Annotated in this window: 14 protein-coding genes and 6 pseudogenes; 8 read left to right on the top strand and 12 right to left on the bottom strand. The window is 68.2% G+C overall.

What is annotated here, in order from left to right; translation table 11 throughout:
• Positions 1-166: 166 nt before the first annotated feature.
• Complete coding sequence (pyrE, locus tag DFJ65_RS00200; RefSeq protein WP_115921268.1) at positions 167-769, bottom strand: orotate phosphoribosyltransferase; 603 nt, start codon at positions 767-769, stop codon at positions 167-169.
• 25 nt (positions 770-794) lie between these two features.
• The gene (locus DFJ65_RS00205) at positions 795-1,571 is read right to left on the bottom strand and encodes an SDR family NAD(P)-dependent oxidoreductase (protein ID WP_115921269.1); all 777 of its coding nucleotides are present in this window, start codon (positions 1,569-1,571) and stop codon (positions 795-797) included.
• Positions 1,572-1,860: 289 nt separating this feature from the next.
• On the opposite strand from DFJ65_RS00205, the pseudogene DFJ65_RS00210 reads away from it, so the two are divergent.
• Positions 1,861-2,583, top strand: a pseudogene (locus tag DFJ65_RS00210) (IS110 family transposase); the annotation flags it as partial.
• 544 nt (positions 2,584-3,127) lie between these two features.
• On the opposite strand, the gene DFJ65_RS00215 reads toward DFJ65_RS00210, so the two are convergent.
• Positions 3,128-3,721: a DUF2867 domain-containing protein gene (locus tag DFJ65_RS00215; protein WP_115921270.1), complete on the bottom strand. Its 594-nt coding sequence runs from the start codon at positions 3,719-3,721 to the stop codon at positions 3,128-3,130.
• Between DFJ65_RS00215 and DFJ65_RS00220 the strand changes: the two are divergent.
• Positions 3,720-3,992: pseudogene (locus DFJ65_RS00220) on the top strand (transposase); the annotation flags it as partial. The gene DFJ65_RS00215 and the pseudogene DFJ65_RS00220 overlap by 2 nt on opposite strands.
• A 38-nt stretch (positions 3,993-4,030) precedes the next feature.
• On the opposite strand, the pseudogene DFJ65_RS00225 reads toward DFJ65_RS00220, so the two are convergent.
• Positions 4,031-5,112: pseudogene (locus tag DFJ65_RS00225) on the bottom strand (IS110 family RNA-guided transposase).
• A 265-nt stretch (positions 5,113-5,377) separates the two neighbouring features.
• Between DFJ65_RS00225 and DFJ65_RS17885 the strand changes: the two are divergent.
• Both DFJ65_RS17885 and DFJ65_RS00240 read left to right on the top strand, forming a co-directional pair.
• Positions 5,378-6,279, top strand: a pseudogene (locus DFJ65_RS17885) (IS3 family transposase); the annotation flags it as partial.
• A 140-nt stretch (positions 6,280-6,419) separates the two neighbouring features.
• Complete coding sequence (locus DFJ65_RS00240) at positions 6,420-7,031, top strand: ScbR family autoregulator-binding transcription factor (RefSeq protein ID WP_170143940.1); 612 nt, start codon at positions 6,420-6,422, stop codon at positions 7,029-7,031.
• Here the strand turns inward: DFJ65_RS00240 and DFJ65_RS00245 are convergent.
• The 4 genes and pseudogenes from DFJ65_RS00245 to DFJ65_RS00260 all read right to left on the bottom strand — a co-directional run.
• Positions 6,997-7,362, bottom strand: coding sequence for an AfsA-related hotdog domain-containing protein (locus DFJ65_RS00245; RefSeq protein WP_245949888.1), 366 nt, complete (start codon positions 7,360-7,362; stop codon positions 6,997-6,999). The two genes, DFJ65_RS00240 and DFJ65_RS00245, sit on opposite strands and share 35 nt — an antisense overlap.
• Complete coding sequence (locus DFJ65_RS18385) at positions 7,268-7,957, bottom strand: AfsA-related hotdog domain-containing protein (RefSeq protein ID WP_115924015.1); 690 nt, start codon at positions 7,955-7,957, stop codon at positions 7,268-7,270. The genes DFJ65_RS00245 and DFJ65_RS18385 overlap by 95 nt, the downstream gene beginning before the upstream one ends.
• Positions 7,958-8,039: 82 nt before the next feature.
• Complete coding sequence (locus tag DFJ65_RS00255; protein WP_115921275.1) at positions 8,040-8,642, bottom strand: polyprenyl synthetase family protein; 603 nt, start codon at positions 8,640-8,642, stop codon at positions 8,040-8,042.
• A 5-nt stretch (positions 8,643-8,647) separates the two neighbouring features.
• Positions 8,648-9,108, bottom strand: a pseudogene (locus DFJ65_RS00260) (IS21 family transposase); the annotation flags it as partial.
• 144 nt (positions 9,109-9,252) lie between these two features.
• Between DFJ65_RS00260 and DFJ65_RS00265 the strand changes: the two are divergent.
• From DFJ65_RS00265 to DFJ65_RS00280, 4 genes and pseudogenes are all read left to right on the top strand, one after another.
• Positions 9,253-9,728, top strand: a pseudogene (locus DFJ65_RS00265) (transposase); the annotation flags it as partial.
• Between the two features lie 72 nt (positions 9,729-9,800).
• Positions 9,801-10,589 carry an exodeoxyribonuclease III gene (locus DFJ65_RS00270; RefSeq protein ID WP_115921276.1) on the top strand — a complete coding sequence of 263 codons (789 nt, stop codon included), beginning with the start codon at positions 9,801-9,803 and terminating at the stop codon, positions 10,587-10,589.
• A gap of 52 nt (positions 10,590-10,641) precedes the next feature.
• A complete protein-coding gene (locus DFJ65_RS00275) occupies positions 10,642-11,427 on the top strand; it encodes a DUF4190 domain-containing protein (RefSeq protein ID WP_115921277.1) in 786 nt (261 codons plus the stop codon).
• Between the two features lie 12 nt (positions 11,428-11,439).
• Complete coding sequence (locus DFJ65_RS00280; protein WP_115921278.1) at positions 11,440-12,906, top strand: flavin-containing monooxygenase; 1,467 nt, start codon at positions 11,440-11,442, stop codon at positions 12,904-12,906.
• An 18-nt stretch (positions 12,907-12,924) separates the two neighbouring features.
• Here DFJ65_RS00280 and DFJ65_RS00285 read toward each other — a convergent pair whose 3' ends face one another.
• The 4 genes from DFJ65_RS00285 to clpB form a co-directional block, all read right to left on the bottom strand.
• Entirely contained in the window at positions 12,925-14,616 is a 1,692-nt protein-coding gene (locus DFJ65_RS00285; RefSeq protein ID WP_115921279.1) for an MFS transporter, read from the bottom strand.
• Positions 14,597-15,322, bottom strand: a complete 726-nt coding sequence (locus DFJ65_RS00290) for an LppX_LprAFG lipoprotein (RefSeq protein WP_115921280.1) — start codon at positions 15,320-15,322, stop codon at positions 14,597-14,599. Before DFJ65_RS00290 ends, DFJ65_RS00285 begins: the two co-directional genes overlap by 20 nt.
• 102 nt (positions 15,323-15,424) lie before the next feature.
• Entirely contained in the window at positions 15,425-15,994 is a 570-nt protein-coding gene (locus tag DFJ65_RS00295; protein WP_115921281.1) for a peptidoglycan-binding domain-containing protein, read from the bottom strand.
• Positions 15,995-16,221: 227 nt separating this feature from the next.
• Positions 16,222-18,795, bottom strand: a complete 2,574-nt coding sequence (gene clpB, locus DFJ65_RS00300) for an ATP-dependent chaperone ClpB (protein WP_115921282.1) — start codon at positions 18,793-18,795, stop codon at positions 16,222-16,224.
• Positions 18,796-18,973: the final 178 nt, after the last annotated feature.

Raw genomic sequence — 18,973 nt, forward strand, 5'->3', positions numbered from 1 at the left:
ATGGACGCCGTGTTTCGTCGGCCGACTGCTTGCGTAACACGCAGGTCACACCGCCCTCACCGCCGCTGCCGCGCGTGGTGAAGCGTCCTGACCTGCGCAGATCCACCCCCGAAGGAGGCGTGGAGTGACTCACGTCACGTGGATCGACCGTGAGGTGCGGCGCCGGTCAGGCCAGTCCGACGTCTTCCAGGCTGAACGCGGACAGGTAGGGCACGCCCAGGCCGTCCTCGATGACCTGCTGCGCACCGGTGGCGCGATCGACGATGGTGGCGACGGCGACGACCTCGGCGCCCTCGTCGCGGGCGGCCTGCACCGCGTCGGTCGGCGACGCGCCGGTGGTGGTGGTGTCCTCGACCACGAGCACCCGGCGGCCCTTGATCGACGGCCCCTCGATGCGCTGCTGCAACCCGTGGGCCTTGCCCTGCTTGCGCACCACGAACGCGTCGAGCCGGTCGCCGGCGGCCGCGGCGGCGTGCAGCATCGAGGTGGCCACCGGGTCGGCGCCGAGGGTGAGTCCGCCGACGGCGTCGAAGTCGAGTTGCTTGGTCAACTCGCGCATCACGCGTCCGACCAACGGGGCGGCCTCGCCCGACAGCGAGATGCGGCGCAGGTCGACGTAGTAGTCGGCCTGCTTGCCGGAGGAGAGCATCACCCGACCGTGCACGACGGCTTGCTCCTTGATGAGCTCGAGCAGGCGGGCGCGGTCGGCGGCGAGGTCGACCGAGGTGTTGGAGGTGGTGGCGGTGTTGTCGGCGGCGGCGTCAGTCACGGCTCACAGCCTAGAGCGGGAGCGCTCAGTCCTTGTTCGGACGGTGACGGCGCACCAGCTTCGGTTTGCGCACGATCGAGCGGGGCACGACGCGCAAGAGTCCGGCGGCGATCTTGTACTGAACGCCCGGGATGCTGAGGACCTTGCCCTTGTCGACGTCGGCCAGGCCGTCGGAGACCAGTTTGTCTGCGTCGAGCCACATGAAGTCGGGGGCGGCCTGGCTGGCTTTGATGCCGGCGCGGTCGTGGAACTCGGTGCGGGTGAAGCCGGGTGCGAGCGCGGTGACCTTGACGCCGGTGTCGGCGAGTTCGACGGCGAGCGACTCGGAGAAGACGGTGACCCACGACTTGGCCGCCGAGTAGGTGCCCGACGACATGAAGCCGGCCACCGAGGAAACGTTGACGATGTTGCCGGCTCCGCGCTCCTTCATCGCCAGGGCGGCGGCGTGCGAAAGCACGAGCACGGCGCGCACCAGAACGTCGAGCATCTGCTCCTCTTCCTCGACCGTGTTGCGGATGAACGACTTGCGCAGGCCGAACCCGGCGTTGTTGACCAGCAGGTCGACCGGACGCTGCCGGTCGCCGAGCCGGTCGGCGACGGTGCCGAGTTGGGTGCGGTCGGCGAGGTCTGCCGGCAGCACCTCGACCCGGATGCCGTGCTGCGCCTCGAGCTCGGCGCGCAGCGCCTCCAGCCGGCTCTCGTCACGGGCGACGACGACGAGGTCGTGGCCGCGCGCGGCGAGCTGGTGGGCGAAGGTCTTGCCGATGCCGGCGCTGGCGCCGGTGACGAGTGCGGTAGGCATGGCGCCGATCCTAGGTCGCGCCGCACGCGAACCCATGAACCCGCCTCTGACCCCCCGTTACCGTGTTTGTGGGCCTTGAAGCAAGGCTCCTGGTCGCCGGCCCCGGCATGACTGACTGCCCCTGTCGCTTGCATGATCCGGGGGGTGTTGTCACCGGGTGCTGGTGGCGCTGGTGGACCGCTGATAGGGACCGGGCCGCCCGAGCTTTGGGTAGGTCTCTTCGTAACGTCGATGTCGGCTTCCTGCGCCTGATCTGGTGACCAGCCGCTCGGACGCACGAGGAGGGACCATGTCCCGACCTGACTACGCGGTGTACATCGGGCTCGATGTCGGCAAACAGACGCACCACGCCTGCGCGCTGAACGTTGAAGGCGATCGGCTGCACGACAAACCGTTGCCCCAAGACGAGTCGTCGCTGCGTGGCCTGCTGACCAAACTCGGCACGCACGGTCGCCTGCTGGTCGTGGTCGATCAACCCGCAACGATCGGCGCGCTGCCCGTTGCGGTCGCCCGTGCCATGGGCGTGGACGTCGCTTACCTTCCCGGGCTGGCGATGCGCCGTATCGCCGACCTGCACCCCGGCAACGCCAAGACCGACGCAAGGGACGCGTACGTCATCGCCGAAGCCGCCCGGTCGATGCCGCACGCCCTGCGACGGGTCGACGTCGGCGACGACACCCTGGCCGACCTGGAAGTCATCGTCGGCTTCGATGACGACCTGGCCGGACAGGTCACCGCACAAGCAAACCGGATCAGAGGCCTTCTGACACAAGTGAACCCAGCCCTCGAACGCGTCCTCGGCCCACACATCCAACACCCAGCAGTCCTCGAACTCCTGACCCGCTTCGGTGGCCCGACCGGCCTGCGCGCGGCCGGCCGGCGACGTCTGCTCGCCGTCGCCAAACCCCGCGCGCCCCGCTCCTACCAACGCCTCGTCGACGACATCCAGACAGCGCTCACCGAGCAGACCGTCACCGTCCCTGGCACCCGCGCCGCCGAGCTCGTCCTGCCCAATGGCTATGTCAAGGTGTTCTGGCCCCACCGTGACGGCCCGATCTGGCCCCACCGCGGGCTGGCCGCGACGTCGAGGGGCGGGTCCTGGCTGTCAATGTGCGCAGCTGGGTGTTGCCCTCCGCGTTGGTGTCCTTGCGGAGTCCCTAGGCATGGCGACCCGGCGGCGCTTAACTGAACTGCTCGGTGATCAGTGTTCGCGTTGGGGACGCGGCGGCATCGGGCCAGAGGAGGAATCATGAAGGCTTTCCGCTCCGCGGCTGCTGGCGCTGCAGTGCTCGCCTTGGGGCTAGCGGTTGTTCCGGCCAGTTCTGCAGACTCCGGACCGGTATCGGGTGGCGGCCCGAGCGCACCGTCAGCTCGCGCTGCGACGCGGGCCGGGGTGGTGCAGTACTTGGGGTTATATCCCGGGCAAGGGAGAGTGGAAGTCCTCGGCGCTCGGCAACGCGCAGAACCTCATCGTGCATGGCCGAGAGATCAGCTCCACCGCGATCCGGGCGGACCCCGGTCGCATGAATGTTCATGGTTCCGGAAGTCGGCATCGGTCAGCCGATCCTGAGGTCGGAGCGGGCAGCTCCGGATCGCAGGATGCGCCCCATCAGGACGGTGTGGAAGGGCCAGATCACCCGCAGGTAAGCAGCGCCGAGGCTGGACCGACTGTGTGCGGTCGTGAGCAAGTGACCCCGTGGTCCGACCTTGTCATGGGTGACATAGAAGGTCGATTCGAACGCCATGTGCCGATCGGTTGCGCCACCGGTCACGCCGTCGTCGTCAACCCTGCTGAACGTGAACGGTCCGGCCGATCCCCCGGGACGCAGATCGATATCCCTGGCACCCTCGGTCTGGACCGCAAATCCGAGCCGCCCGACCACCGCGTCGCGCAACCCGAGCAGCGCGTGCAGCCATTCGGGTGCGGAGCCGAGCACGTCGTGCGCGAACTCCAGCGCCGTCCCCGCTCTCGCCAGCGCGACCGTGTGTTCATCCTGAAACGTGACCATGTTGAGCCCCCTCAAACATAACCAACTGGTTGGTTTGGTGTCACCATACAACAGCGCCGGCCGCGACTTGGGACTGCTGCACGGATAGGTGACATCGACTCTGCGGTGCCGTTGGGTGCCGCAGCAGAGGATGTGCACCATGCCCAAGCCGTACCCCAAGGAGTTCCGCGAGAACGTGATCGAGGTCGCTCGCTCTCGTGAGGCCGGGACGACGTTGAAGAAGATCGCGAAGGACTTCGGGATCTCGGAGTCCTGCCTGACGAACTGGATCGCCATCGCTGACCGGCAGGACGGGAACAAACCCGCCGCCGCGGTGAGCGACTCTGGTGAGTTGCGTGAGGCTCGCCGTCGGATCCGGTTGCTCGAGCAAGAGAACGAGGTGCTACGCCGCGCTGCGGCGTACCTCTCGCAGGCGAACCTGCCGGGAAAATGACGCTTCTATGCCTCTCGTCAAGCCATCGTGGTCTGGAGTTCGCGGAAGATCGCGCGGCAGACGTAGCGCTTGAGGCAGCGGCGGATCTCGCGGTTGGAGCGCCCTTCAGTGCGTCGACGGGCGACGTAGTCACGCGTGGGTTCGTCGTAGCTCATTTGGGTGCGGACGATCACGTCGAAGGCGCGGTTGAGTTGGCGGTCTCCTGATCGGGACAGTCGATGACGTTCGGTGTTGCCCGACGAGGCAGGGACCGGAGCGATGCCGCCGAGTGCGGCGAACGCAGCCTCTGAGCGGACGCGGCCGTGGTGGGAGTAGGCGCAGATGATGATCGCCGCGGTGACGGGGCCCACGCCAGGCTGATCCTGCAGTCCGGGTGCCGGCGCCTCAGCGAGCTGGTGAAGCTCGCGATGGTTCTGCTTGAGGAGTTCGCCGTGCTCGACGACGACGATGGCCAGGCGGCGGGCTTCGCGGCGAGCGATGGCCAGGCGGCGGGCTTCGCGGCGAGCGATGGCCAGGGGGTCACTGGGCGCCGCGGTACGGCTGGCTCGCCATGCCGCGATCATGCGACCTGCGCGTCGGTCAGTGGCTTGCGTGCGTCGATCCCCAGATCGACGCTGCGCAGCAAGGCTAGGAGTGCGTTGCGGTTGGCCGTGCGCTGCTGGTCCAGGATCGACCGCGAAGCCAGCAGGACGCGAAGCGCAGTGCGCTGACCGGCCTGCCGAGGTTTCGCGAGGCGGTCGAACTCGCGACCGGCCACCGCTCGTGCTGCGGCTTCGGCGTCGAGGGCGTCCGACTTTCCTTGGTGGGCGTGGGTGGCGCGGGCTGCTGGGCGAACCTCGGCGACGTCGAAGCCGGCCTCGGCCAAGGCTGCGGTGATGCCTGAGCCGTAGGACGAGGTGCCCTCGACGGCGGCAAGCACGCTGCCGTTGGTCCGACGGACGATCCAGTTGATCGCGCGCGCGTTCCCCGCCTTGGTCGTGGGGAATGTCGCGGTGTCGATGACCGCGCCGGTCGCGGCCGCGATCAGGCAATACGTGTGGGTGCGGGCGTGCGTGTCGATGCCGACGACGTGCTCGAACAGTTGGGCGACGATGGTCACTTGGACTCCTAACTCGAAGGGAATGCTGACGTTCCGGCTCGAGCCCGTGGGTCGCTCAGAGACACATCTGTCATGAGTCACAGCGACCATCTCGTGGCCGCCGGACAGGCTTCTAATCAAGGCATCTGCGCGGGAGGGACCGAACCTCGGCCTGCGCGCGGACATGTCATTTTCAAGACACCACCGCCAGGTGGGTCGGATATACCGCGAGTCACATGCACGGGCCGGGGGCCAGCCTTCCAGCCAGCCACGGGCCGGCCAGCGCCCATTACAGATGTACCCGCTCGTCCGTGAGCTGGCCGCCCAGAATGCCCCGATCAGGGTGCCTGTGACGGTGACGTGCCGGGTCCTGAAACTTGCCAGGGCGCCGTACTACCGGTGGCTGGCCAACCCCGTGACCGACGCCGACTGGGTGGAAGCGCACCGCGTGAACGCGTTGTTCGATGCACACCGTGACGACCCGGAGTTCGGGTACCGCCTCCTAGCTGACGAGGCCCGCGACGCCGGGCAGGAGATTGCGACCGCACCGCGTGGGCGATCTGTTCGAGCAACGCGTGGTGGAGGGTGTTCGGGAAGAAGCGCGCGAAGTAGGGCCGGCCCGGCCCGCCGGCGCACGATGACCGCGTCCAGCGTGACTTCACCGCGACCGGCCCGAACCAGCTGTGGCTGACCGACATCACGGAGCACCGCACCCGTGAGGGCAAGGTGTTCATGTGCGCCGTCAAGGACGTGTGGTCCAACCGGCTCCTCGGGTACTCCATCAGCTCGCGGATGAAGGCCCGCCTGGCCGTGCAGGCGTTGGAACACGCCGTGGACACCCGCGCCCGAGCGGGCGTCGACGTGGCCGGCTGCATCGTCCACAGCGACCGCGGGTCCCAGTTCCGGTCCCGCAAGTACCTGCGCGCCCTGTCCCGGCACGACCTGCTCGGATCCATGGGACGAGTCGGCTCGAGCGCGGACAACGCCGCCATGGAGAGCTGGTTCGCACTCCTGCAGAAGAACGTCCTGGACCGCCGAACCTGGGACACCCGCGACCAGCTGAGGCTGGCCATCGTCACCTGGACCGAACGGACCTACCACCGCCGACGACGCCAAGCCCGCCTCGGCAAGTTGACCCCCATCGAGTACGAGACCATCATGACCACACCGGCCACCCAGGCCGCATGACCAACATGTCACCTATCCGTGCAGCAGTCCCCTTTCCAAACCGACCGGTCTCGGACGGTGCGAATATTGCAGGTTTCCAGCGTGCAAACCGATACGCTAACCAACAACGACCTGTAGCCGAATCATGGAGAACTCCGCGAATGCCCACCCAAGCCCGAGCGTTCGTGACCCGCGAACGGATCATGCGCGGCGCAGCGCAGGCACTGTCCCAGAACGGCTACGAAGGGACGACCATCAAGGACATCCTCGATCTCACCGGGGTCACCAAAGGCGCCCTGTACTTCCATTTCAGTTCGAAGGACGACCTCGCGCGGGCCGTGCTGACAGCACAGTCCGAGTGGCTGTCCACGGTCGAATTGACCGGGTCGGCGGCGCAACAGGCGATCGATACCAGCTACGTGTTCGGTGTGCAGCTGCAGACCGACGAACTCATCCGGGCCTCGGTCCGCCTCACCACGGAGGGGCATGGCCTCGACGACGTCCAGCGCAGTGCGTTCGACGCCTGGCTCAATGCGGCCACCGCACTGTGCCGTCAGGCGAAGTCGGAGGGTTCGCTTCGGGAAGGTGTGCGACCCAAGGAGCTCGCCCGGACACTCACCGCCTCCGTGAACGGGATCCAGCTGTCGTCGCTCGTCTACTCGAAGTACTCCGACATTCGCGGACGCCTCCACGACTTCTGGAAACTGGTCGCACCGGCCACCTTCACCGACGAGGCCCTCACGTCGCTACGGCTGAGCGCGCCGCGTAAGTGATGTCGGGCGTCACCCAGGTATTGACGATATGGGGACATGGAGGCACCCTCGCATCGCCGGACGTCGCGGACTCCTTCCGTGCGATGCAGAGGTCGGTGCGACCGCGGAGCAAGCCGCCCTGTTCATAGGCCACGGACATCCCAAATTCGCTTCGCTCGATCAGCAGCCGACATTCCTGGTCGAATTCGACGAAGGTGTCGAACGTCGCGTCGAGACCGATGACCGGCCCCGCCGACTCAGTTCTGGCCAGTTCGAGGGCCGCTTCGAGCAGCACCATTCCCGGGACGTGGTCGACGGTGTGATCGAACAACACCGGATCGGCCGGGTCCACCGAGAGGACCGCTCCGCCCGGACCGACCTCGACACATCGCCCGGACGGGCCGTGCGGTGCCGTCCCCTGGTTCACCGGCGTGTCCGTCCCGGGGCGGATTCTGCGGTACACGCCGCGTGGAAGTACCCGCATGGCACCGCCACGACGTGCCAGGAGCCGACCGTGGTGGCTGAACTCGACCGTCCACTCGGTTTCTGCCCGGCGACCGGTGTCCGCATATCGCCGAATCAGTAATTGCGGGTCGAACGGAACGAGTGGGACCACCCCCGACCCGCGGGTCTGGTATCTCGATCCAGATGGCGTTCATGAGGAAGGCCGCGTCCAGTGGGACCTGCGAAACGACATGGCTCGCGAGGATGACCGCCTGCCTGAACGACTCCAGGAAAATCGTCGGACTGTAGTGGTCCGACCGGATGTACAGCGGATGCTCGCGCGGCCACTGCACATCGACGAGCCATCCGGTCGAGGCGTCACGAAGCATCGTGACGAACACCTCGGAGATCGACGCCCGGTGGACGAGCCTGCGATCGACACAGCTCCATCCGTCCCCGTGAATCGGTGCCCCCGGCCCACCCGCCGTAATTCCCTGGCCCATTTAAGACCTCCCCTTGCCCGAATCGGACCCGCGCTGAGCCGCGAACGGGCAAAGGCTACCAACCCGTCGGTTTTCTAGGAAGTCAATGAACCGACACGACGTCTGGTCCCAGGTGGGCCAGCACCGGCTCGAAGATCGCTTCGATCAGGGCCTGCAGGTCCCCGACACCGACCCCGGACCCCGTACCGATGGACCGGAGGGCCGACTCGACGTGCCGCCGACACATTCGTGCCGCGGCACGCACTGCCGGATGGTCCGACGTCGCCAACGCAGCGGATAGCTCATCACCGAGCGCCCCGGGGGCAGCGTCCATGGCCAGCGTGACGGGTAGCGACTTCTTGGCGCGCCGCAAATCCTGCCCGCGGGCCTTTCCGGTCACGGCGACGTCACCGATGAGGCCGGCGATGTCGTCACACATCTGATAGGCCATCCCCACGTTCCGCCCGACCAGACGCATCGAGTCGGCGAGTTCGGCGCTGCCGCGGCCCAGGCGGGCACCCAACGCGCCTGCCGTCTCGAAGAACAGGGCCGTCTTCTGACGCACCATGTCCAAACACTCGTCCACAGAGACCGACTCCCGCGATTCGAAGGCCACATCGAGGCGCTGGCCGTTGATCAGGCCCTGGGTGAGGGCCGCCCCGTCGTTGACCGCCCGGCCGTGATCGAGCTCGGCCAGTGCGGCCAGAGAGGCTTAACCCCATCCAGCACCACGTAGACCTCGCCAAAGTCGACCTCGGCCTCCCGACCCGGCGCGTGCTCCTGGGTGATGAACGCCTCAACCCGCCGCCCGCCCTCGAGATCAATCGCGGCGCGGCGGAGGCGCACATAGTCCCGCACCGCCGAGTACGACAGACCCGTCGCCGCTTCTTCCTCGATCAGCCGCGCCAGGATCCTAGTCGCGGTGTGCCGCTGCTTCCTCGGCGCTTCCAGATCCGCCCGGAGCATGCCATCGATCGCGTCCTTGAACGGATCCAACCGCGGCGACGACCGGGCCGGGCCGGGCGCTTCCGTGGCGGTGGCACTGCCGACGCCAGTGCTTGCCGGACCGTTCGCCGGTGCACCCCGTGGCGGCGCGCGAGCTCACGAACCGAGAGGTCATCCACCCTCGCGTCCCGGCGTATCGCGGCGAACAACTCCACACGTGATCCCATCACAACCCCACCCATCCTGAGAACCTCGGATGAGGCCAAGACTTGGGTGAGGCCAGATCAAACCGTCACAACCGCCCCGGCGCGTCGCACGTGGGGCCAGATCGGGCCGTCACGGGTGGGGCCAGAACAACCTGTCAGAGTCAGCCCAAACTCGCGACCGGACTGGCGCGCCTGCTGCACGACCGGGACGAGCTGGGAACCCAACTGGAGGACATGCTCGATGCCCACCTCTTGCCGCGGTCCTGACCTCGATGCCCGGCATCGGCGTCAGGACCGGCGCACGGATCCTGCTCGAAGTCGGCGACGGCTCGAGCTTCCCCACCTCCGGCCACCTCGCCGCGTACGCCGGCCTCGCACCCGTCACCCGCCGATCCGGCACCTCGATCCGCGGAGAGCACCCCGCCCGAGGCGGCAACAAACACCTCAAACGAGCGATGTTCCTCGCCGCGTTCGCCGCACTGCACGACCCGACCTCGCGGGCCTACTACGACCGCAAACGCGGCCAAGGCAAGAAGCACAACGCCGCCCTCATCTGCCTCGCCCGACGACGCTGCGACGTGCTGTACGCGATGCTGCGCGACGGAACCCTCTACCAACAGAAACCCCCCGCCGCTGCTTGACGAAGACCATAGGGACACCCCCCGCGAACCCGCCCGACCTGTGCCGTCGGTGGCGGCGATTAGGCTCGGTCCGTGCGTATTGCGACCTGGAACGTCAACTCCGTCCGCTCCCGAATCGACCGCGTGATGGGCGTGCTCGAACGGCACGACCTCGACGTGTTGCTGCTGCAGGAGACCAAGTGTCGTGACGACCAGTTCCCGACCCTCGACCTCGCGGCCAAGGGCTACGAGCTGGCCCACCACGGCCTCAACCAGTGGAACGGCGTGGCCGTGATCTCCCGGGTCGGTCTCGACGACGTGCAGATCGGCTTCCCGAGCATGCCCGGCTTCGGCGACCCGGTCGCCCCCGAAGCCCGCGCGATCGGCGCCACCTGCGACGGCGTCCGGGTGTGGTCGCTGTATGTGCCGAACGGTCGCGAGATCGACCACCCGCACTACCACTACAAGTTGGAATGGCTCGCGGGTCTGCGCAACGACGCGGCCGGTTGGCTGGCCGACGACCCCGAGGCGCAGATCCTGCTGGCCGGCGACTGGAACATCGCGCCGACCGACGACGACGTCTGGGATCCGTCGTTCTTCGAGGGCAAAACCCACGTCACGCCGCCCGAGCGCGACGCGTTCCAGGCGGTCGTCGACGCCGGGTTCGCCGATGTCGTGCGCCCCTACACGCCGGGCCCGGGCGTCTACACCTACTGGGACTACACCCAGCTGCGCTTCCCGAAGAAGCAGGGCATGCGGATCGACTTCGCGCTCGCGTCGCCGGCGCTGGCCGCTCGGGTGACCGACGCGATGATCGACCGGGAGGAACGCAAGGGCAAGGGCGCGTCCGATCACGCGCCCGTGGTGATCACGCTCGGCTGACCCTTCGCCGGTTAGGGTCGGGTCGGCCAGCACGACGTCGGAGAGCAGGAACATGAGCCACGATCCCGAACACGCGTCCCCGGACGAACCCACCCGGGCGACCCCTCGGATCGACCCCGGCATGCTCGACAAGCAGCACACGCAGGAGTTCGGCGACCCGGGCACCCGCGAGGTGCCCTACGGCACTCCGCCGCCGAACGACCAGCCGCAGTACGGGCAGAGCTACGGGCAGGTGTACGGGGCGCAGTCCGGCGACGCGTACGGCTCTGCCTCGGCGCAGGAGCAGCCCTACTCCGGCGGCGGGTACGACCAGCAGTACGGGCAGCAATACGGGCAGGCGTACGGCAACCAGTACGGCGCCGCCCCGTCCGATGACCCGTACGGACAGGCGTACGGCAACCAGTACGGCGCCGCCCCGTCCGATGACCCGTACGGACAGGCGTACGGCACCCAGTACGGCGCCGCCCCGTCCGGCGACCAGTACGGGTACGGCCAGCAATATGGCCAGCAATATGGCCAGTCCTATCAGCAGCCCTACGGTCAGCCCTTCCAACCGGACCCCTACTCCTACGGACCACCCGGCGGCTTCCCGCAGCAGGAGTCCAACGGTCTGGCGATCGCGGCACTGGTGACCTCCCTGGCCGGCTGCCTGTGCGGAGTCGGGTTCATCGTGGGCCTCGTGCTCGGCATCGTCGCGTTGCCGAAGGCGAAGCGGGCGGGCGACAGTTCGGCGAAGGGCATGGCGATCGCCGGCATCGTGATCGGTGCAGTCGGCACTATCGGCATGGTCGCCTGGATCGGCCTCGCCATCGCAGGCACGCTGCCGAGTTCCTACTGAGAGAGCGCACCGATGAACAACCACGACCTCGTCGTCATCGGAGCCGGCTTCTCCGGGATCGCGATGACCATCGCGGCGAAGGCGGCCGGTCGCGACGTGATCGTGCTGGAGAGGGCCGACGAGATCGGCGGCACCTGGCGCGACAACCGCTACCCCGGGGTTGCCTGTGACATTCAGAGCCACCTCTACTCCTACTCCTTCGAGCTCAACCCCGACTGGTCGCGCGCTTACGCACCGGGTGACGAGATCCAGGACTACCTGCTCTATGTCGTCGAGCAGTACGACGTACGGCGCCATGTGCGGTTCGGCGCCGATGTGCAGCAGGCGTGGTTCGACGAGGAGACCTCCCGCTGGGAGGTCGCGTTCACCGGACCGGAAGGACGGCTGGAGACGATCAGCTGCCGTGACCTGGTGCTTGCCGTCGGGTCGCTGCAGGTGCCGACCGTGCCCGACATCCCCGGTTTGGAGACCTTCGCCGGGGAGCTGATGCACACGGCGACCTGGGTGCCCGGCACCACCGCCCACGGCAAGCGGGTGGGTGTGGTCGGCACCGGCGCGAGCGCCGTCCAGCTGATTCCGGCCGTGGCGCCCGATGCCGCCGCGCTGACCGTCTTCCAGCGCACGCCGACGTGGGTGATGCCGAAGGGCGACCACGAGATCGCGGAGTCGACCTCCGAGCGGTACGAGCGGCGTCCGGCGCTGATGAAGGCGCTGCGCGCCAAGATCCGGACGTCGAACGAGAGCCGTGCGCTGGCGTTCGTGAAGCAGCCGGCGCTGATGAAGGCCGTCTCGCTGCGGGCCCGCGCGCACCTGCGGTCGTCGGTCGACGATCCGCAGCTGCGGGCCCGCCTGACCCCGTCGCACACCTTGGGCTGCAAGCGGATTCCGTTGTCGGACGACTACCTGGAGACGTTCAATCGGCGCAACGTGAAGTTGGAGACGGGCGAACTCATCGCGGCGGACGCGACCGCGGTGGTCACGGCCGACGGCACGCACCACCCGCTCGACCTGTTGGTGTTGGCGACCGGTTTCGACCCGGCCGCGGGGTGGAAGGCGGTCAACGTGTTCGGCCGCAAGCACGCCTCGCTCAGCGCGCGGTGGGACGAAGGCATCGACAGCTACTACGGCGTCACCGTGCCCGACTTCCCGAACATGTTCATGCTGCTCGGGCCAAACGCCGAGCTCGGCCACAACTCGGTGCTGCTGATGATGGAGGCGCAGGTCGAGCTCGTCACCAAGCTGCTCGCCGAACGTGATCGGCGCGGCGCGGCGATGGTGAGCGTGCGGCCCGAGGTCGTGCCCGCGCACATGGCCGAGATCGACGAACGCAGCCAGGGCACCGTCTGGCTGCAGGGCGGCTGCCGCAGCTGGTACCTCGACGAGTCGGGTCGCAACCGCACGCTGTGGCCGGGCACCGTCGGCGAGTTCGAGCGGCGCGTCCGCAACCCCGAATGGGTCGACTACGAGTTCACCAGCTGAGCGCGAGGGTCAACCGACTCACACGCGCGAGAGCGCACGCACCTCGCAGTCGGCGTCGACCACGAGCCGCTCGCGGCCGAGGAACCACGACACGACCGCAGCGACGGTGGCCGCGATCGCGGCCCCGAGGAAGACCGTGTCGACCTGCCGGATGCCGGCGGCCTTGTAGTCGGCCGCCGTCGGGGCATCGAGGGCGGAGATCTCCGCGTAGTACTGGTGCAGACCGATCGCGGTGAGCAGCGCGAGCCCCACGACCATGCCGACCATGCGGGCCACCACGATCAGCGACGAGGTGACGCCGTGGTCGTCCTCGCTGGCGTCGGCGAGCGCGGCGTCGTTGACCGGGGCGATCGCGAGGCCCACCCCGAGTCCGACGAGCACCAGCACGATCGTGGCATGCAGCGAGTCGAGCACGTTGCCGGTCCAGCGCGACATCATGAAGAGCCCGATCGCGGCCAGCGCCATGCCGCCGCCGGCAACCAGACCCGGGCCGACCCGGCGCAGCAGCCACCCGCCGAGCAGCGCACCGACCGGCACCGCGATGAGGAAGCGCACCAGGATCACCGCGGCCTCGGTCTGGGAGTCGGTGACGGTGATGCGCGCCAGGATCGGCACGTCGACGACGATCGCCACGATGACGGTGCCGACCAGCAACGACACGACGAGCGCGGGCAGCACGCGTCCGACGACCGCTGCGCGGGCGATGAGCGGTTGCGCGGCCCGGCGGTGCCACCACCAGTAGAGGCCTGCGGCGACGACGGCCAACGGCACCAGCCAGAAGCCCATCGGTCCGACGACCTCGGTCTCGGGGTTGGCCGAGGAGAAGGTGAGCACGAGGCAACCGAGCACCGTGACGATGAGCAGAGCACCGAACAGATCGGCGCGGCGCAGGATCGGCCACCAGTAGCGGGTCGACAGCGCGATGAGCACGGCGAGCGCGCTCAGGCCCCACAGGCCGATGGGGGTCATCAGTCGGGCCGTGTGTCCCTCGTAGGGCACGAACGGGTCGCCGTACACGATCGACGTCGTCAGGGCCTCGGGTGCGATGAGTGCGAGCCCGAGCAGCGCGACGGTGGCGAGCCCGGCCAGTGCGGTGAGGGCGTGCCACCACTTCGGTACCGGGCTCGCGTGCTGCGAGGCGGTGCTCGGGCCACCGGTCGCGCGGATCAGCAGGGCCAGCACGATGCCGCCGATCCCGTTGATCCAGAAGATCATCCGCCAGTCCCAGGCGTGCAGGATCGCGGCGCCGAACAGCGGGCCGAGCACCGAACCGACCTCCTGCACGGCGCCCACGACACCGAACGCCGTCCCCCGTCTGCCGACGGGCCAGAGCGACGCGACGATCGCGAGGGTCGCGGGCACCAGTCCGCCTCCCCCGATGCCCTGCAACACGCGTCCGGCGACGAGCACCGGAAGGTCGACCGCGACCCCGGTGATCGCCGAGCCGACGGTGAACAGCGCGAGGCACCACAGCAGGATGCGTTGGCGGTCGACGAGGTCGGCCAACCGGCCGATCAACGGCAGCACCGCGATGTAACCGAGCAGGAACCCGCTGATGATCGGGGTGGCCTTCTGCAGGGCATCGATGCCGAGCCCGACGCCCTTCATCATGTCCGGCAACGCCAACACCACGACATAGGTGTCGGCCGCAGCCAGGGCGACGGCGACCGAAGCCGTCGCCAGCAGTGCCTTAGGGCGCTTGGATGTCAACCGTCTGCCCGTAGTTCGTGAAGGTGAGGTCGTAGGTGGTCTTCGCCGTGCCCGCGAAGAACGGGCCGACGACCTGAACCGAGCGCACCTGGTTGTCGTCGGTGAGTCCGTACTTCACGGTGAAACTGCCCGACCCGTCACCCATGTTGAGGACGGTCTTGACCGCGCTGCCGGGCAGGGTGCCGGTCACCGTCTGCACGATGTCCTTCCCGTCACGCAGCTTCGCGCCGAAGACGGGGTCTTTGGTCTGGGGCAGCAGGGTGGCGACACCCTGGCTCTTGCTGAACAGCTTGTTCGGGTCGGGCGCACCGTAGGTGTTGGGGTCGATCTCGGACATCTTCGCCGCGAACGGCATCTTCGCCCAGGTCTTGCCGCCGGTGGAGATGACCGGCACGGACGCCGACAACGAACCGGCCTGCACGCTGAGCGTGCCCTTGAACGCCGGTCGCGCGATCACATCGCCCTCACCCGAGAGCACCCCGCTGCTCGTCTTCGGCACGTCTGTGCCCTGCAGCTTGAAGTGGTAACCGGGGGTGCCGTCGATGACCTTCCTGGCCTCGGCCAGCCGCTGCGACGCCGTCGGTGGCCGGCTGCCCGACTGGGTCGGCTCGGTCTTCTTACCGCTGGTGCTGCTGCAACCTGCGACGAGCAGAGTGGCAGAGAGCGCGATCGCGCCGACTGCGGTCTGGGTGGTGCGTACGCGCATGAGATCAACCTATCTGTCCACGGGCCATGAAGTCCGACGCGCGAGTAACTTCGAGAGTTCCCGCGCGTCGGACCTGTGGTCGAGCCTGGCTGTTGGGGCGGTTCAGCGGCCCCGGGCCAGATTGCTCCACGTCTTGGCACCGGCCACACCGTCGGCGGCGAGGCCGACCAGCCGCTGGTAGCGCTTCACCTCGCGCTCGGTGGCGGCGCCGAAGACACCGTCCGAACCCAGGCCCGAGTCGAAGCGGGCGTTGAGCGCCAACTGCAGGAGTTGCACGTCGTACTGCCGCGATCCGCGGCGCAGCGTCGGTCGGCTCGAGGTGTGCGCCACGAGAGCGCACCAGGTCTTCGGGCCGACGATCGCGTCGGTCTTCAGGGCGCATCGCACCTGGAAGTGCTGCACCAGTCGCTGGGTGGTGCGGTCGTAGTGCGCGGTCTGCGAGCCGTAGGTCGGGTTGTAGCCGTTCTTCTTCAGCCAGCTCTTGAGCAGCAGCACGTTGTCGTAGTGCACGGCGCCGGGGCGCAGCTTCGGGTAGTGAAATCCGGCGGCCGAGGCCGACGACGCCATACCGACTCCGACGACGGCTGTCACCGCGGTCGCGCCGACACCGGCGAGGATCGCGCGGCGGCCGATGCGAGGGGTGTTGGTGAGGGTCTGGGTCTGGTCGTTCATCGCGTCGTCGCTCCTGGCGTGCTCGTCGGTTTCGTGGTGACGACCGGACTCCCTGTCGGATCCGGCCGCACAAAGCCGACGGGACGAAACCGTCGAACGGTTCCATCGGCCCGGTCACCAGGCGGACGTGCCCCGACGGGCGCTGAAAAGACGGACGCTGAAAAGACGGACGTCGGTGGTCGGGCCCGAAGGCCCGGCCACCGGCGTGTTTGCCGCGGTGCGCTTGATCAGGCGGTGACTTCGCCGAGTTGCAGTCCGTGATCACCCTTGTCGACGACGACGGTCTCGCCGTCGCGCACCTCGCCGGCGAGCAGCGCCTTGGCCAGCCGGTCGCCGATCTCCTTCTGCACCAGGCGGCGCAGCGGGCGTGCGCCGTACGCCGGGTCGTAACCCTCGTCGGCCAGCCACTTGCGGGCTTCCTCGGTGACCCGCAGCGTGATCCGACGGTCGGAGAGCCGCTTGCCGAACTCCGCGACCTGCAGATCGACGATGCCGGCGAGCTCGTCCTTGCTCAGCGGCTCGAAGATGACCGTCTCGTCGAGCCGGTTGAGGAACTCCGGCTTGAACGACGAACGCACCGCGGTCATCACCGACTCGCGCTTCTGCTCCGGCGACAGCGCCGGGTCGATGAGGAACTGCGACCCGAGGTTGCTGGTGAGCACGAGGATCACGTTGCGGAAGTCGATCGTGCGGCCCTGACCGTCGGTCAGGCGTCCGTCGTCGAGCACCTGCAGCAGGATGTCGAAGGTCTCCGGGTGGGCCTTCTCCACCTCGTCCAGCAGCACGACGCTGTAGGGCCGACGCCGCACCGCCTCGGTCAGTTGACCGCCCTCCTCGTAACCGACGTAGCCCGGAGGGGCACCGATGAGCCGCGCCACCGAGTGGCGCTCGGAGTACTCGGACATGTCGATGCGCACCATCGCGCGCTCGTCGTCGAACAGAAAGTCGGCCAACGCCTTCGCCAGCTCGGTCTTGCCCACGCCGGTCGGGCCGAGGAACAGGAACGACCCGGTCGGACGGTTGGGGTCGGCGATGCCGGCCCGCGAGCGCCGGACGGCGTCGGACACCGCCCGCACGGCGGCCTGCTGGCCGATCAGCCGCTTGCCGAGGAAGTCCTCCATCCGCAGCAACTTCTCGGTCTCGCCCTCGAGCAGTCGCCCGGCGGGGATGCCGGTCCAGGAGCTGATGACGTCGGCGATGTCGTCGGCGCCCACCTCGTCCTTGACCATCGGGGCCTCGCCACCGGCGCGCGAGGACGTCGCCTCTGCCGCCTGCGCGTCGGCCATCTGCTGCTCCAGCGCGGGCAGGTCACCGAAGCGGATCTTCGAGGCACCACCAAGGTCGCCCTCGCGCTCCAATCGGTCTGCCTGAGTGCGCAGTTCGTCGATCTGGGCCTTGAGGTCACCGACCTGGTTGAGCGACTTCTTCTCGGCGTCCCAGCGTGCGTTGAGGGCGGCGAGTTGCTCCTGCTTGTCGGCGAGATCGGCCAACAACTTGGCGAGCCGGTCCTTGGAGGCGTCGTCGGTCTCGTTCTCCAGGTGGAACTGCTCCATCTTCAGGCGGTCGACCTGACGCCGCAGTTCGTCGATCTCGACCGGGCTGGAGTCGATCTCCATCCGCAGCCGCGATGCGGCCTCGTCGACGAGGTCGATCGCCTTGTCGGGCAGTTGCCGGCTGGTGATGTAGCGGTCGGACAGCGAGGCGGCGGCCACCAGCGCGGAGTCGGCGATCGCCACCTTGTGGTGGGCCTCGTACCGCTCCTTCAGGCCACGCAGGATCGCGATGGTGTCCTCGACACTCGGCTCACCGACGAACACCTGCTGGAAGCGGCGCTCCAGCGCCGGGTCCTTCTCGATGTGCTCGCGGTATTCGTCGAGGGTCGTCGCGCCGACCAGCCGCAGTTCGCCGCGGGCGAGCATCGGCTTCAGCATGTTGCCGGCGTCCATCGCGCTGTCGCCGGAGGCTCCGGCGCCGACGACGGTGTGCAGTTCGTCGATGAAGGTGACGACCTGGCCGCCGGAGTTCTTGATCTCTTCCAGCACCGCCTTCAGCCGCTCCTCGAACTCGCCGCGGAACTTCGCGCCGGCGACCATCGCGCCGAGGTCGAGGCTGATCAGACGCTTGTCGCGCAACGATTCGGGCACGTCGCCGGCGACGATGCGCTGGGCGAGACCCTCTACGACCGCGGTCTTGCCGACGCCGGGCTCGCCGATGAGCACGGGGTTGTTCTTGGTGCGCCGCGAGAGCACCTGGATGACGCGGCGAATCTCGGCGTCGCGGCCGATCACCGGGTCGAGCTTGCCCTCACGGGCGACCGCGGTGAGGTCGGTGCCGTACTTCTCCAGCGCGTCGAACTGCCCCTCGGGTTCGGCCGAGGTGACCTTGGCGCCGCCGCGGGTCTTCGGGATCGCCTCCGCGATCGCCTCGGCGTCGAGGCTGAACTGGTTGGTGCGCGCGAGCGCGAGCAACAGGTGATCGGTGGAGACGAACGCGTCGCCCATCGAGGTCATCGCCTGGCGGGCCTGCTCGAGCACGCCCACCAGCGAGCGCGACATCGACGGCTGACCCACGCTCGACCCGCTGGCGGCCGGCAACGACCGCAGCGCCTGGTCGGCGACGCCACGCACGGCGGCCGCGCTCGTGCCGACCGCCTCGAGCAGCGGCCCGGTGGTGGTGTCGGTCTGTGCGGCCAGTGCGGCGAGCAGGTGGGCCGGCTCGATCTGGGGGTTGCCGGCGGTGATCGCCGAACGGGTTGCGGCCGAAAGCGCTTCCTGCGCCTTCGTGGTCAGTTGAAGATCCACTCCGGGAACTCCCTTTCCTCGGTCTTGCTTGTCGGACAGGTCAGTGACGCTCACCGGCCACGCTAGTCAGCGAACGGTCGGCGCGTCGCTCTACGAGAATCAACGTCGCCAAAGTTGAGTCCATTCCGCTCAATGTTGATGAATCGCTGGTGCGCACCAAGTCGCGTCGGGCGCGACT

Origin of the sequence: Calidifontibacter indicus (assembly GCF_003386865.1) — a bacterium.
In the GTDB taxonomy this organism is placed as follows: Bacteria; Actinomycetota; Actinomycetes; order Actinomycetales; family Dermatophilaceae; genus Yimella; species Yimella indica.